Genomic DNA, 14,037 nt, shown 5'->3' with positions numbered 1-14,037 from the left:
TCTCCTGAATATTTATTGGTTTAGACGGCGGCAACCAGTTGCGGCACGACCTCGAACAGGTCGCCAACCAGGCCGTAATCGGCGACCTGGAAGATCGGCGCATCGGGGTCCTTGTTGATGGCGACGATGACTTTCGATTCCTTCATCCCGGCCAGGTGCTGGATGGCACCCGAGATGCCGACCGCTATGTAGAGCTGCGGGGCGACGATCTTGCCAGTCTGGCCGACCTGGTAGTCGTTGGGCACGAAACCGGCATCGACCGCGGCGCGGGAAGCACCGAGCGCCGCGCCGAGCTTGTCGGCGAGCGGTTCGAGCAGGCTGTGGTAGTTCTCACCACTGCCCAGGCCACGCCCACCGGAGACGATGATCTTGGCGGCACCGAGTTCGGGACGGGCCGACTTGGTCAGTTCGCGGTTCGTGAGCGTGCTTTGCTGGGTGTCGGCGGCTGGGGCGATGGCTTCGAGCGGGGCGGCATTGCCGGTGCCAACCGCATCGAAGGCGGTGCTGCGCACGGTGATGACCTTGATCTTGTCCGCGCTCTGCACGGTGGCCAGTGCATTGCCGGCGTAGATCGGACGGACGAAGGTGTCCGGGGATTCGACGGCGGTGATTTCGGAGATCTGGGCGACGTCGAGCAAGGCGGCGACGCGCGGCAACAGGTTCTTGCCGAAGGTGGTGGCCGGGGCCAGGATGTGGGTGTAACCACTGGCGTTGGCGATGACCAGGGCGGTCAGGTTCTCGGCGGTCTGGCTGGCGTAATGGGCGGCGTCGGCCACTTTGACCAGGGTGACGCCTTGCAGGCCGGCGGCTTGCTGGGCGGCGGCATTGCAATCGGTGCCGGCGACCAGGACGTGGATGTCGCCACCGATCTTCTGGGCAGCGGCAACGGTGTTCAGGGTGGCGGCCTTGAGGCTGGCGTGATCGTGTTCGGCGATAACGAGGATCGTCATGATCAGATCACCTTCGCTTCATTTTTCAGTTTGTTAACCAGTTCGGCGACGTCGGCGACCTTGATGCCTGCCGAGCGCTTGGCCGGTTCGACAACCTTGATCGTGGTCAGCCGCGGTGCGACATCGACACCGAGGTCGGCCGGCTTGACGGTGTCGAGCGGCTTCTTCTTGGCTTTCATGATGTTGGGGAGGGTGGCGTAGCGCGGCTCGTTGAGGCGCAGGTCGGTGGAGACCACGGCCGGCAGGCTGATCGCCAGGGTTTCCAGACCACCGTCGATTTCGCGGGTGACGGTGGCTTTGCCGTCGGCGATCACGACCTTGGAGGCAAAGGTGGCTTGCGGCCAGTTTTGCAGGGCGGCGAGCATCTGGCCGGTCTGGTTGGCGTCGTCGTCGATGGCTTGCTTGCCGCAGATCACCAGTTGCGGGGCTTCCTTGGCGCACAATGCTTTCAGGAGCTTGGCGACGGCCAACGGTTGCAGGTCGACATCGGTCTCGACCAGGATGGCGCGGTCGGCACCGATGGCCAGCGCGGTGCGCAGGGTTTCCTGGCAGGCGGCGACGCCGCAGGAGACGGCGATGACTTCGGTGGCGATGCCGGCTTCTTTCAAGCGCACGGCTTCCTCGACGGCGATTTCGTCGAAGGGGTTCATGCTCATCTTGACGTTGGCCAGATCGACACCCGACCCGTCCGCCTTGACGCGAACCTTGACGTTGTAGTCGATGACCCGTTTGACGGGACGAGAATTTTCATGGGTATTCCTTTTTCCGAACGAGCAGCCCCCTGCCGGCCAAGGCATGGCGACAGGGGGATGCGGATTACTCGATGGCGAGGACGGACTGGGCGTGCTGGCGCAGCACGTACTTCTGGATCTTGCCAGTCGAGGTCTTGGGCAAAGCGCCGAAGACCACCTGCTTGGGCACCTTGAAGCGGGCCAGATGGGCGCGGCAGTGCTCGATGATTTCGCCTTCGCTGGTCTGCGCGCCATCCTTGAGTTCGACGAAGGCAGCCGGCACCTCGCCCCACTTTTCATCGGGCTTGGCGACGACGGCGGCGGCGATCACCGCCGGGTGGCGGTAGAGCACGTCCTCGACTTCCAGCGACGAGATGTTCTCGCCACCGGAGATGATGATGTCCTTGGAGCGATCCTTGATCTTGACGTAGCCGTCGCTATGCACGACGGCCAGGTCGCCGGTGTGGAACCAGCCGCCGGCGAATGCTTCCGCCGTTGCCGTCGGATTCTTCAGGTAGCCCTTCATGACCAGGTTGCCGCGGAACATGATCTCGCCCATCGTTTCGCCATCCCAGGGCACCGGTTCGAGGCTGACCGGATCGCGAACCTCGATCGCTTCCTGCATGTGGTAGCGCACGCCCTGGCGGCCGTTGCGGGCGGCGCGCAGTTCGATCGGCAGGCGGTCCCATTCCGGATGCTTGGCGCAGACCGAAGCCGGGCCGTAGGTCTCGGTCAGGCCGTAGACGTGGGTGATGTTGAAGCCCATCTGCTCGGCGCCCTCGATGATGGCGGCCGGGGGCGCGGCGCCGGCGATCAGGCCGTTGACTTGATGAGTGATGCCTTCCTTCAAGGCCGCCGGGGCGTTGATCATCATGCCGTAGACGATCGGCGCGCCGCACATGTGGCTGACCTTGTGTTCCTTGATCAGTCCGAAGATCAGGACCGGATCGACCTTGCGCAGGCAGACGCTGGTGCCGGCATTGGCCGCCAGCGTCCAGGGGAAGCACCAGCCGTTGCAATGGAACATCGGCAGGGTCCACAAATACACAGCGTGCGGCGGCATGCCCCAGGAAATGATGTTGGAGGCGGAATTCAGGTAGGCGCCGCGGTGGTGATAGACGACGCCTTTCGGGTTGCCAGTGGTGCCCGAGGTGTAGTTCAGGGCGATGGCATCCCACTCGTTTTCCGGGAGTTGCCAGGCGAAATCGGGTTCGCCTTCATTGAGGAAGGCTTCGTAGTCTTTCTCGCCGAGCGCTTCGCCGCCGGTGAATTCCGGGTCAAGGGTGTCGATGACCAGCGGCTGCGGCCCGTCGAGCAGCGCCAGGGCGCCCTTGACGGTGGCCGAGAACTCGGGATCGGTGATCAGCACCTTGGCCTCGCCGTGGGCCAGCATGAAGGCGATGGCCTCGGCGTCGAGCCGGGTATTCAGGGTATTGAGCACGGCGCCGGTCATCGGCACGCCGAAGTGGCACTCGAACATCGGTGCCGAGTTGGGCAACATCACGGCGACCGTGTCGCCCTTGCCGATGCCGCGACTGCTCAGTGCCGAAGCCAGTTGACGGCAACGGTCGTAACTTTCTTTCCAGGTATATTGACGGGCGCCCTGGATGACCGAAATACGCTTCGGATAGACGAAAGCCGAGCGCTCGAGAAAGCTCAGCGGGGAAAGCGGAACATAATTGGCCGGGTTCTGGTCGAGCCCGACGGCGTACGGATTGGCCACAAAAGTCTCCTCACAATACTGCTGGCAGAGTGCTGTTCTCTGGTAATTACTTTTTATTGAGCGTGAGGATGGCAAAACACTCTTGCATAACTATTGGCACAATGTAACGAATCGTTACATCGCCAAAGCCCTGCCCAGGAGTGCACTAGAATCGCCCCGATGAACCCCGCTCCACCGCTACCCGACAGCACCCAGCGCCACGAAATGTTGCAGGCCGGGCTCGACCTGCTCGACCAGGGGATCACCGTCTTCGACGCCAATTTGCGGCTGGTCGCCTGGAACCGGCCCTTCCTGCAGTTGCTCGAATTCCCCGAGGAACTGGCGCAGATCGGCACGCCTTTCGAGCATTTCATCCGCTACAACGCCGAGCGTGGCGAGTACGGTCCGGGTGACCGTGAAATCCAGATTGCCGAACGCGTCGCCAAGGCCGCCAGCTTCGCGCCGCACATCACCGAGCGCCAGCGGCCCAACGGCCGGGTCCTGCTGCTGCGCGGCGAGCCGCTGCCGCACATGGGTTTCGTCACGCTCTACAGCGACGTCACCGAACAGCGCTACATCGAGAACCTGACCGAGCATCAGAACATCCAGCTCGAGGAACGCGTCCGCCGGCGTACCGCCCAGCTCGAAAACGCCAACGCCAATCTCAGCCGTGCCAACAGCGAAAACACCCGCATCGCCGCCGCCTTGCGCCGCAACGAAGAACGCCTGCGCCTGATCAACGACACGATTCCCATCCTGCTCGGCTATGTCGACAAAGATGAGGTCTACCAGTACGCCAACAAGGGCTATTCCGACTGGTATGGCCACCCGGAAGGCGCAGTCACCGGCCGGGCCGTGCTCGACGTCATCGGGCCGCAGGTCTATGCCCAGGTCCGCGAGCCGGTGAAGAAAGCCCTGGCCGGCCAGCAGGTAACCTACGAGTACCAGATGGAACGCCGCGGGCAGACGGTCTATGCGCGCAGCACGCTGGTTCCCGAAATCACTACGGAAGGCGAGACCCTGGGCTTCTTCGTCTTCTCGCACGAAATCACCGAGCAGAAACGCATGGAAGCCGCCCTCGTCCAGGCCCAGAAGATGGAGGCCATCGGCCAGCTGACCGGCGGCCTGGCCCACGACTTCAACAACCTGCTGACCGTCGTCATCGGCAACCTCGCCGCCTTGCAGGATCACCGCCCGGACGACGCCGAGGTCAACGAATTCGTCGAACCGGCGCTGCAGTCGGCGCGGCGCGGCGTGCAGCTGATCAAGCGCCTGCTCACCTTCTCGCGCCAGCAGCCGCTCGAACCGCAGGCGGTCGAGATCGGCCGCCTGATCGGCGGCCTCGCCAAGCTGGTCCGCCGCTCGCTGCCGGAATCGATCGCCGTGTCGACCGACGTCGCCAGCGGCACGGTGCATGCGCTGGTCGATCCCGGCCAGCTCGAAAGCGCCCTGCTCAATTTCGCCCTGAACGCCCGCGATGCGATGCCCGACGGCGGCCGTCTGCACATCGCCACCCGCGCTGTCGAACTGTCGGCCGATGCCGGCGCCTTCGACGTCGCCCCCGGCCGCTACGCGCTGATCGAGGTCGCCGACAACGGCTGCGGCATGGATGCCGCGACCCTGGCCCGCGTCTATGAACCCTTCTTCACCACCAAGCGCTTCGGGCTGGGCAGCGGGCTGGGCCTCTCGATGGCCTACGGCTTCGTCAAACAGTCGGGCGGCGGCATCTCGATCCAGAGCCAGCCCGGCCAGGGCACGACGGTGCTCATGGTGCTGCCGCTGACCACACCGGAGCCCGATGTCGACCGTCCGGCCGACGAAGCGCCGCTCGCCCACGGTGGCGAACTGGTGCTGCTCGCCGAGGACGAGCCGAATGTCCGGCGCGTCGTGCGCCAGCAGCTGATCGACCTCGGCTACCCGGTGATCGAGGCCGAAAACGGCGCCCAGGCGCTGGCCATGATCGAGCAGATTCCCGACATCGCCATCGTCGTCAGCGACGTCATCATGCCCGGCGGCATCAACGGCCGGCAACTCGCCGAGCAGGTGCTGGCCGGCCACCCACAGATGCGCATCGTGCTGATGAGCGGCTATGCCGACGAAGCCGAGGATGGCGCCAGCGACCTGCCGGTGCTGGCCAAACCCTTTGTCCGCCAGGATCTGGCGCGCGCCCTGCAGAAGGCCAACAAGTCATGAGCGAAAGCGAATCCCAGAAGCTGATCATCATCGTCGAGGACGATCCCGACGTCGCCCGCATCATCGAACAGGTGCTCGCCGATTTCGGCTTCCGCACCGTCTGGTGCCGCAGCGCCGCCGACCTGCTGCGCCGCCTGCGCGCGCTGGCCCCCGACCTCTGCATCATCGACCTCGGCCTGCCCGACATGGACGGTCTCGAGGTCATGCAGCGGGTGCGCACCCAGTCGGGCTGCGGCATCGTCATCCTGACCGGCCGCGCCCACATCAGCGACCGCGTCATGGGCCTCGAACTGGGCGCCGACGACTACATCCTGAAACCCTTCGAGCCGCGCGAACTGGTCGCCCGCGTGCGCAGCATCCTGCGCCGCCGGGAAAATGCGCAGAACAGTCCGGCCCGGCAGATTGCCGAATTTGCCGGCTGGCGCTTCAACATCGGCAACAACACGCTGACCGCGCCGAACGGCGACGAACACCAGCTCAGCACCGCGGAAGCCGAACTGCTCAAGGTCTTCGTCGGCAACCCCAACCGCATCCTGCAGCGCGAACAGCTGATGGGCACCCGCGACCTGGCGCCGACCGACCGCAGCATCGACGTCCGCATCTCCCGCCTGCGCCGCAAGCTGGAACCGGATAGCGACAACCCGGCTTTCATCAAGACGGTCTATGGCGCCGGCTACCTGTTCCTGGCCACCGTCACCTGGCCCGACGCGGCCCAGTCCGACCAGCCGCCGGCCGCGCCCTAGCGGACCATGCCCAGGCGGCCGTTGTGGCTGCCCATGTACCACAGCCGGCCCTGGGCATCGACCACCATCTTGCGGATGCCGGCGCCGCGCGTCGGCAGCTTGACCACCCGTTGTTCGCCGCTGGCCGGATCGAGGCGCAGCACGGTGTCGGTCTCGATTTCATTGACCCAGACTAGGCCGGCGCCATCAACCGTTACCGCGTAGGGACCGCCACCCGGACCGGCGGGCAGCGCCACCTCGCGGATCACCCGGGCGGCGAGCGGATCGACCTGGGCCAGCTTGCCGCTGCCATAGAGGGTGACCCACAGCGAGCCGTCGGGCGCCGTCGCCATGCGCCGCGGGCGGGAACCGGCCGGCAGGGCCAGTTCGCTCATGGCGCCCGATTCGGGATCGAGGATGCCCAGCTTGTCGTCGCCCATCCGGCAGAACCACACCCGGCCCCGACGGTCGAGGCTGATGCCGTAGGGCCCGCCTGAAGTCTTGTATTCGACGATGCGGCCGCTGGCCGTCTCCAGGTGCCCGATCCGGTTGCCGGCCTGCAGCGTGAACCAGAGGCTGGCGCCGTCGTCGCTGATGACCACGGTATGCGGCCCGCCGCCGCCCGCGAGCGTCTTGAATTCGCGGATCTCGCCGCGCCCGGGATCGAGGCGGCCGATCGTGCCATTGCCGTTGCCGGTGGTCCACACGATGCCCTGGCGATCGACCAGCAGGCCATGCGGATGGTGGCTGGGCGGCATCTCCCACTCGCGAAAAGCCGCCGTCGCCGGATCGAAGCGGGCGACCTTGTTGCCACGCATGACGGCGATGAAGATGCTGCCGTCCGGCGCCACGGCCGGGTCACGGGCGAATTCCGGGGTCGGCACCGGCCATTCCCTGACTTCACCGCGAAAATCGGCCAGGACACCAGGGGCGGTCGCGTAGTTGGAGCCGCCGGCCACGACGTTGGCGGCGATCAGAATCAGGGTAGCGCCGAGGAGACTTGGGGTCAGGCGTGGCGACATGATGTTCTCCTGGAGCACAGCGTTGACGAGCATTCCGGCCGGGTGCTCAACCCCGCCGCCATCATGTCAACAGACCTGGACGGGAGGGCAAGGTTCGCAGCGGATGGTCGCAACTCTCTACCCCTTCCGGAGTCCTATAGCGGAGGACTTGGCGGCGGCCAGCGTTCCTGTACCGACGCCCCCGACACTCTGGCCGGCGGCGCTGAAGCTATTTTTTGGAGGAGAAACGATCATGCCGAATCGAGATCAGGTCGTGAGACAGGTGCTGGCAGCCATCGAGTGGGAAACCCGAAACGACGGACAGAACAGCCCGATCGGGCTGACTTTCAGCGCCGGCACGCTGATGCTGGTCGGCGAAGTCGCCAATATCGCGGCCAAGAAGCGGGCCCTCAAGGCGGCGGCCGGAGTCGACGGGGTCCGCGCCATCGCCGACCATCTGCGGGTCGCCGCCGGCTCGACGCCGGGCGATGGCGCCACGCGCGATGCCGTTTGCAAACTGCTGGCGGGCAGCATCGACTTCCGCAATTGCGGACTCCACGCTCGCGTCAAGGGGCTCCTGGAAACCCTGCAGGATGCCGGGCCCGAGGCCAGCGGCACGATCGAGGTGGCGGTCGAGGACGGCGTCGTCACGCTGTCCGGGCAGGTCATCAGCCTCTCCCACAAACGCCTGGCCGGTGTGCTGGCGTGGTGGGCCCAGGGCTGCCGGGATGTGGTCAACGCTCTGGCGGTGGTGCCGTCCGAGGAGGACAACGACCACGAGATCGTCGACGCCCTGCACTTGGTGCTCGAAGCCGATCCTTATGTTCACGCCGACCGAATCGGCATCGGCAGCACCGACCATGTCGTCACGCTGGAGGGGGTTGTTTCCAGTCATGGCGAAAAGTCACGGGCCGAAATGGACGCCTGGTACCTGTATGCGGTGGATGGCGTGATTAATCGGCTGGAAGTCAGGTAGCCGGGCACGTGCTGGGCTTGGCCGAACTGATCGGCACCTATCAACAAGAGCGCTGAGCGGACGAGGCTGGGAAATCCCGACCCCTGTCAAAGCTCAGTGGTCGTCGACGAGAGCCTGTTCCTGCAGCTTTTGTTGGGCTCGCTCGACAACTAGCGCCATCTCTTCCGGCCCCAGCCCGACCAGGCAACTGGCCAGCCATTCGAGCGAGGCATGGGGCATCAGGCGTTTTGCCTCGACCAGATCACAGGGCAGTGCCGGATTATCCGCGCCGGCTGCCAGATGACGCGCGGTATCGACGCAGAGGCGGGACATATTGGCCCGCACGTTGTCCGCCCCGCGGATCAATTGAATCAGCAAGGCCGGCAGGCGCCAGATGGTCGCGCACTTGAGCGTCAGCGAGCGGAAGACAAAGCCGCAGGCCTGTTCCTGCGCCTGCACCGAGCGCGTCGCGCGCTCGAAGGCCATTTCCTCGAGGGCCGCCATCGGCAGTTCGGGCGCGAAGTTCCAGAGCAGCAATTCGCCGATTTCGGAGAGCTGTGCGGCGAGGGCAATTTCGTCGGGCGAGATATCGGCCCGGGCCCTACCCCAGTGCAGCGCCAGGTGCATGGCCATGTGCGAACGCGCCTCGCAGGCCGCCAGGCCGGGATGGGCGTCGTCGGTTTCCGGGCTGGTCATCAGCAATTCGCGAAAAGCATCGCTGCCCAACTGCATCAGCGCCGCCAGCGCCGTCGTCGTTTCGTGCGCCAGGCGCTGGGTACGCTGCCTTTCCGCCGCCCGCAACAGGCGCATGCAGAGGAAAGTGTCGCCGCTGGCGATGTCCGCCAGCTCACGCACCGCGAGCCGGTCGCCGCTGACTTCTTCGAGCGCGGTCAACAGCAGTTTTGAGCGAGGCATGCAGGGCAAGGACTGGGCGCTCAGATAAGCCGCCCATTGATCAACCCCCCAATGCAACTGATGCTGCGTCAGCATGCTTGCCCCGTTTAGACTATGCCTAAAGTTATATCGGCAAGGTTCGGAATTACTTGAGTTTTTTCTGCAACTGCCGGTTCGACCGCGGCGCCCCGAAAACGATCCACCCGGCGCACGCCGGGCGGAAAAAAAAGAGGGCTGAAAATCAGCCCTCTTTCAACACCTTGGCGCCACGTCGGCGCGGCCGGGTTGGCGTTTACTCGTCGTCGTCGTGCAACTGGAACTTGCCGGCCAGTTGTTGCTGCACATTGCCGGGCACCGCCGAATAGCGGGCGAATTCAATGGTGTAGCTGCCCTGGCCGCCGGTCAGCGATTTCAGCCGCGACTGGTAGTCGTTGAGTTCGGCCAGCGGCACCTCGCCGCTGATCGCGGCCATGCCATGGCCGCGTCCGTCGGTACCGGTAATATGACCGCGGCGGCCCGACAGATCGCCACTCAGATCCCCGATGGCGCTTTCCGGGACGACGATCTCGATATTGACGATGGGTTCGAGGACGATCGGCTTGGCCGCCCGGATCGCCTCGATCACCGCTTTGCGCCCGGCGGTCACGAAAGCCACTTCCTTGCCATCGACGGCGTGGGTCTTGCCGTCGAAGACGGTGACTTTCAGGTCCTCGACCTCGTAGCCGGCGACCACGCCGCCTTCGAGACCCTGGCGGACGCCCTTTTCCACCGCCGCCATGAAGACACCGGGAATCACGCCACCCTTGACCGCATCCACGAACTCGAAGCCTTCGCCGCGCGCCTTGGGCTCGATGCGCAGATGCACTTCGCCGAACTGGCCGGCGCCGCCGCTCTGCTTCTTGTGACGGTGCATGGCCTCGGCGGAAGCCGTGATGGTTTCGCGGTAGGGAATGCGCGGCGGCTTGGTATCGACATCCAGTTTGTACTGGCTGGCCATCTTCTCGAGCTTGGCCTTGAGGTGGATTTCGCCGAGACCGCGGATCACCGTTTCATTGCTGGTCGGATGGCGCTCGACGATGAAAGTCGGGTCCTCCATGGCCAACTTGCCGAGGATGTCGAACAGGCGCTGCTCGTCACCCTTCTTTTTCGTTTCAACGGCCAGCCCGGCCATCGGCTTCGGGAATTCGAGCGGCACCAGGTGGATGTGATCCTCGTCGTGCGTATCGTGCAGCACACAGTCGAATTCGATTTCCTCGACCTTGGCGATGGCGCCGATGGCGCCCGGCAGCAGCTCGTCGACCTCGACGCTGTCCTTGCCCTGCAACTGGTAGAGGTGGGCGACCTTGAACGGGCGCTTGCCGTCGCCGACGAAAAGCTGCATGTCCTTCTTCATGGCGCCCTGATGGACGCGGAAGATGCCGATCTTGCCCATGTAGGGGTCGGCCACCACCTTGAAGACGTGAGCCAGCACATGTTTGCCGGCATCCGGCGCGGCGTGGAAAGGTTCGCTGCGGTCGCCGGGCTCGCCCTTGTAGAAAGGTGGCGGGTTGCCTTCGGCCGGATTCGGCGCCAGGCTGGCTAGTACGTGCAGCAGTTCCTTGATGCCAGCGCCGGTCTTGGCCGAGACGAAGAGGATCGGGATCAGGTGGCCTTCGCGCAGTGCCTTCTCGAAGGGCGCATGCAGCGCGGCTGCGCTCGGATCGGCACCATCCTCGAGATACTGCGCGAGCAGGTCCTCGTCTTCCTCGACGATCTGGTCGATCAGGGCGCGATGGGCGGCAGCGACCGAGGCGAAATCGGCATCGCCGGCATCGTGTTCGAGCACCTCGACAACCTCAGCCGCGCCATGGGCCGGCAGGTCGAGCAGCATGCACTGCTGGCCGAAACGCTCGCGGATATCGGCGACCAGGCCGGGCAGATCGAGGTTGTCGGCATCGATCTTGTTGATGACGATCATCCGGCACAGCTTGCGTTCGGCGGCGTGGCGCATCATGCGCTCGGTCATCAGTTCGACGCCGGTCTGGGCATTGATCACGACCAGTGCGGTGTCGACCCCGGCCAGAGCGGCGATGGCCTGACCGGCAAAGTCGGGATAGCCCGGGGTATCGATCAGGTTAATTTGCTTGTCTTCGTAGCCGAAATTGACGATGGCCGAATTCAGCGAGTGGCCGGCATCCTTCTCTTGGGCATCGAAATCGCAGACCGTGGTGCCCTTCTCGACGCTGCCTTTCGTTTGGATGACGCCGGTCGCCTGGAGCAGCGCCTCGGCGAGCAGGGTCTTGCCGGCGGCGCCGTGGCCGACCAGCGCAATGGAACGGAGTGCCTCGGTGGTGTACTTGGACATCTTCTTCTCCTGGGCTTGATGCGAATCAGTTGAAAATCACTTGATGCCGGCCGCCATGCGATCGACGAAATGCGGCCCGGCACCGTAAAGCAGGCCGACGGCGGCGAGCAGCAACAGCACGCCGAACAGCAATTGTTTGCCGGGTCGGGCAAATTCAGCCCAATGGCTCCGGGCAAACCACAACGGTCCAAACACCGGCAGTAGCAGGGTCGGCAGCCAGACGCGCCAGCCGAAATCGAAGGCGGCCGGCAGCGTCGCCATGTAGCCGACGAGCAGCAGCGCCCCGCCGACGGCGATCAGGATGGCGACGGTAAAGAGAAAAGTCAGAAACCAGAAATCCATTACTTCTTGACCTTCTGTGGCCGCTGCCAGCCAGCCAGCGTCAGTTGCTTGGCGCGCGACACGGTCAGCGCGTCGGGCGGCGCATCCTTGGTCAGCGTCGTGCCGGCGCCCAGCGTCGCGCCGCGCCCGACGGTCACCGGCGCGACGAGCTGGGTGTCGGAACCGATGAAGACGTCGTCCTCGATGATGGTCTTGAACTTGTTGGCGCCGTCGTAATTGCAGGTGATGGTGCCGGCGCCGACATTGACGCGCTGGCCGATCTCGGCGTCGCCGATGTAGGCCAGGTGATTGGCCTTGGACTGGGCGCCGATGGTGCTCTTCTTGACCTCGACGAAGTTGCCGATATGGACTTCGGGGCCGAGTTCGGTGCCGGGCCGCAGGCGGGCGTAGGGGCCGAGCACGCCGTCCGGGCCGATCACCGCATCCTCGAAATGGCAGAAGGCGGCGATCCGCGTGCCGGCGCCGACCTTGACGTTCTTCAGCACGCAGTAGGGGCCAACTTCGACGGCATCGGCCAGTTCGACCTTGCCTTCGAAGACGCAGCCGACGTCGATCGACACATCGCGGCCGTGGCTCAGTTCGCCACGGATGTCGATGCGCGCCGGGTCGGCCAGGCGGACGCCGGCGACCAGCAGCTGGTCGGCGATGTTGCGCTGGTGCTGGCGCTCCAGTTCGGCGAGTTGAACCTTGCTGTTGACGCCGAGCACCTCCCATTCGCCTTCGGGCTGCGCGGTGCGCACCGCCAGGCCTTCGCCGACCGCAAGCGCGACGACATCGGTCAGGTAGTACTCGCCCTGGGCGTTGTCGTTCTTCAGCTTACCCAGCCAGTCGGCCAGCCGGGCCGTCGGCATGACCATGATGCCGGTGTTGATCTCGCGGATGGTCTTTTCTTCGTCAGTCGCATCCTTCTGTTCGACGATGCGCTGGACGTTGCCAGCGGCGTCGCGGACGATGCGGCCGTAGCCGCTGGGGTCGGCGAGATCGACGGTGAGGATGGCCAGGCCGTCCCGGCCGGCCTGGAGCAGGCGCTTCAGGGTCGCCGCCGTGGTCAGCGGCACGTCGCCGTAGAGGACCAGGGTCTGGGCGGCGGCGCCGAGTTCGGGCAGGGCCTGGGCGACAGCATGGCCGGTGCCCAGTTGCTGTGCCTGTTCGGCCCAGGCCAGGTCGGGCGCGGCCAGCGTCGCCTTGACGACGTCGCCGCCGTGGCCATAGACCACGATCAGCTTTTCCGGCGCCAGCGTGCGCGCGGTGTCGATGACATGCTGGGCGAGCGCCTTGCCGGCGACCGGATGCAGGACCTTGGGCAGATTGGAATGCATGCGCTTGCCCTGGCCGGCAGCGAGAATGACGATGTTCATGATGGTTTCGGTTTCACTCTGGCGCCGGCGCAGGGCCGGCAGGATTCATGCGGATTTCTTGTCGTCCTGACCGGTCAGGATTTCGCCGAGCACGGCCTTGCCGCGCGCCGAAACGCCCCAGTGCAGGACGTTCTTGTCGTTGATGCGGGTTTCGATGACGCCCATGGTCTTCATCACCGTCAGGCGCTGGCTGACGTAATCGCGGGCCAGACCGGTGCGCTCGCAAATCGCGGCGAGATTGCCATAGACGAAGCTTTCCTCGGCCAGGGCGCGCAGGATCTCGACATCGTTGTAGGAGAGGACTTCACGCGGTTCCGGCTCGGCCGGTTTTTCGGCTTCGGCCTTGGGCAGCTGGACCATCGGCTCCTCCCGGCGCTGCTGCTTGAGATGGCCGACTTCGCGCTTGACCTGGTCGATCTGTCCGAGCAGGCGCTGGGCAACGTTTTCGAGCAGGCGCCGCGAGGCGACGACATAGATCAGGCAGAAGCCGGCGAAGGCGAAAAAATCGACCGGCTTGGTGCGCGCCCCCTCGAGCAGCGTGCTGGAAATCATGTTCAGGAAGAGCGGCACGGTCAGCGCCGCAACCACCCCTAAAACCGGATACTTGATCCAGTCGCGGCGGCCCGGTTCGCCCTGGCGATCGGCCAGGAAGTAGTTGGCGGCGCCACCCAGGATGCCGGCCACCACCATGATGGCCAGGATTAACAGCATGTGTGTATCGATGCCTGCGCTAGGCGCGGAGACCTGGAAGGCGGTTTGCAATTCAGTCGACATTTTTTCTCCCCCTGTTCGTCGCCATTTTCACACGATTACCGGAGGCTGTCGAAGCAGGATGGATAAATGTC

12 protein-coding genes are annotated in these 14,037 nt (G+C 65.0%); 3 read left to right on the top strand and 9 right to left on the bottom strand.

What is annotated here, in order from left to right:
• Positions 1-20: 20 nt before the first annotated feature.
• From NQE15_RS01655 to NQE15_RS01645, 3 genes are read right to left on the bottom strand one after another with little or no spacing between them, the layout of a single operon-like run.
• Positions 21-950, bottom strand: coding sequence for an electron transfer flavoprotein subunit alpha/FixB family protein (locus tag NQE15_RS01655; RefSeq protein WP_265945937.1), 930 nt, complete (start codon positions 948-950; stop codon positions 21-23).
• A gap of 2 nt (positions 951-952) precedes the next feature.
• A complete protein-coding gene (locus NQE15_RS01650; RefSeq protein ID WP_265945935.1) occupies positions 953-1,747 on the bottom strand; it encodes an electron transfer flavoprotein subunit beta/FixA family protein in 795 nt (264 codons plus the stop codon).
• Positions 1,748-1,766: 19 nt separating this feature from the next.
• The gene (locus tag NQE15_RS01645) at positions 1,767-3,404 is read right to left on the bottom strand and encodes an acyl-CoA synthetase (protein WP_265945933.1); all 1,638 of its coding nucleotides are present in this window, start codon (positions 3,402-3,404) and stop codon (positions 1,767-1,769) included.
• A 159-nt stretch (positions 3,405-3,563) separates the two neighbouring features.
• On the opposite strand from NQE15_RS01645, the gene NQE15_RS01640 reads away from it, so the two are divergent.
• Positions 3,564-5,576 (top strand): PAS-domain containing protein, encoded by a 2,013-nt coding sequence (locus NQE15_RS01640; protein WP_265945931.1) that lies wholly within the window; start codon positions 3,564-3,566, stop codon positions 5,574-5,576.
• Positions 5,573-6,319 carry a response regulator transcription factor gene (locus tag NQE15_RS01635; protein WP_265945929.1) on the top strand — a complete coding sequence of 249 codons (747 nt, stop codon included), beginning with the start codon at positions 5,573-5,575 and terminating at the stop codon, positions 6,317-6,319. Before NQE15_RS01640 ends, NQE15_RS01635 begins: the two co-directional genes overlap by 4 nt.
• On the opposite strand, the gene NQE15_RS01630 is transcribed toward NQE15_RS01635, so the two are convergent.
• Entirely contained in the window at positions 6,316-7,320 is a 1,005-nt protein-coding gene (locus NQE15_RS01630; RefSeq protein ID WP_265945927.1) for a hypothetical protein, read from the bottom strand. The two genes, NQE15_RS01635 and NQE15_RS01630, sit on opposite strands and share 4 nt — an antisense overlap.
• Before the next feature lie 232 nt (positions 7,321-7,552).
• On the opposite strand from NQE15_RS01630, the gene NQE15_RS01625 reads away from it, so the two are divergent.
• Positions 7,553-8,275, top strand: coding sequence for a BON domain-containing protein (locus tag NQE15_RS01625; RefSeq protein WP_265945926.1), 723 nt, complete (start codon positions 7,553-7,555; stop codon positions 8,273-8,275).
• Between the two features lie 93 nt (positions 8,276-8,368).
• On the opposite strand, the gene NQE15_RS01620 is transcribed toward NQE15_RS01625, so the two are convergent.
• The 5 genes from NQE15_RS01620 to NQE15_RS01600 all read right to left on the bottom strand — a co-directional run bounded on the left by NQE15_RS01620 (position 8,369) and on the right by NQE15_RS01600 (position 13,966).
• On the bottom strand, positions 8,369-9,244 hold the full coding sequence (locus NQE15_RS01620; protein WP_265945924.1) for an HDOD domain-containing protein: 876 nt from the start codon (positions 9,242-9,244) through the stop codon (positions 8,369-8,371).
• A gap of 196 nt (positions 9,245-9,440) precedes the next feature.
• Entirely contained in the window at positions 9,441-11,492 is a 2,052-nt protein-coding gene (gene fusA, locus NQE15_RS01615) for an elongation factor G (protein WP_265945922.1), read from the bottom strand.
• A gap of 36 nt (positions 11,493-11,528) precedes the next feature.
• Positions 11,529-11,834 (bottom strand): hypothetical protein, encoded by a 306-nt coding sequence (locus tag NQE15_RS01610; protein WP_265945920.1) that lies wholly within the window; start codon positions 11,832-11,834, stop codon positions 11,529-11,531.
• Complete coding sequence (glmU, locus tag NQE15_RS01605) at positions 11,834-13,192, bottom strand: bifunctional UDP-N-acetylglucosamine diphosphorylase/glucosamine-1-phosphate N-acetyltransferase GlmU (protein WP_265945918.1); 1,359 nt, start codon at positions 13,190-13,192, stop codon at positions 11,834-11,836. Before glmU ends, NQE15_RS01610 begins: the two co-directional genes overlap by 1 nt.
• Before the next feature lie 45 nt (positions 13,193-13,237).
• Positions 13,238-13,966 carry a YEATS-associated helix-containing protein gene (locus tag NQE15_RS01600; RefSeq protein ID WP_265945916.1) on the bottom strand — a complete coding sequence of 243 codons (729 nt, stop codon included), beginning with the start codon at positions 13,964-13,966 and terminating at the stop codon, positions 13,238-13,240.
• Between the last annotated feature and the right edge of the window lie 71 nt (positions 13,967-14,037).

Origin of the sequence: Dechloromonas sp. A34 (assembly GCF_026261605.1) — a bacterium.
Lineage (GTDB): Bacteria > Pseudomonadota > Gammaproteobacteria > Burkholderiales > Rhodocyclaceae > Azonexus.
The sequence above is the reverse complement of the archived record's forward strand: the minus strand, read 5'-3'. Positions and strand labels throughout refer to the sequence as shown.

Coding starts and splice junctions, on each gene's coding strand:
- NQE15_RS01635 (WP_265945929.1), top strand. CDS start 5,573: ATGAGCGAAAGCGAATCCCAGAAGCTGATCATCATCGTCGAGGACGAT.
- NQE15_RS01620 (WP_265945924.1), bottom strand. CDS start 9,244: ATGCTGACGCAGCATCAGTTGCATTGGGGGGTTGATCAATGGGCGGCT.
- NQE15_RS01625 (WP_265945926.1), top strand. CDS start 7,553: ATGCCGAATCGAGATCAGGTCGTGAGACAGGTGCTGGCAGCCATCGAG.
- NQE15_RS01610 (WP_265945920.1), bottom strand. CDS start 11,834: ATGGATTTCTGGTTTCTGACTTTTCTCTTTACCGTCGCCATCCTGATC.
- fusA (WP_265945922.1), bottom strand. CDS start 11,492: ATGTCCAAGTACACCACCGAGGCACTCCGTTCCATTGCGCTGGTCGGC.
- NQE15_RS01650 (WP_265945935.1), bottom strand. CDS start 1,747: ATGCCTTGGCCGGCAGGGGGCTGCTCGTTCGGAAAAAGGAATACCCAT.
- NQE15_RS01640 (WP_265945931.1), top strand. CDS start 3,564: ATGAACCCCGCTCCACCGCTACCCGACAGCACCCAGCGCCACGAAATG.
- glmU (WP_265945918.1), bottom strand. CDS start 13,192: ATGAACATCGTCATTCTCGCTGCCGGCCAGGGCAAGCGCATGCATTCC.
- NQE15_RS01630 (WP_265945927.1), bottom strand. CDS start 7,320: ATGTCGCCACGCCTGACCCCAAGTCTCCTCGGCGCTACCCTGATTCTG.
- NQE15_RS01655 (WP_265945937.1), bottom strand. CDS start 950: ATGACGATCCTCGTTATCGCCGAACACGATCACGCCAGCCTCAAGGCC.
- NQE15_RS01600 (WP_265945916.1), bottom strand. CDS start 13,966: ATGTCGACTGAATTGCAAACCGCCTTCCAGGTCTCCGCGCCTAGCGCA.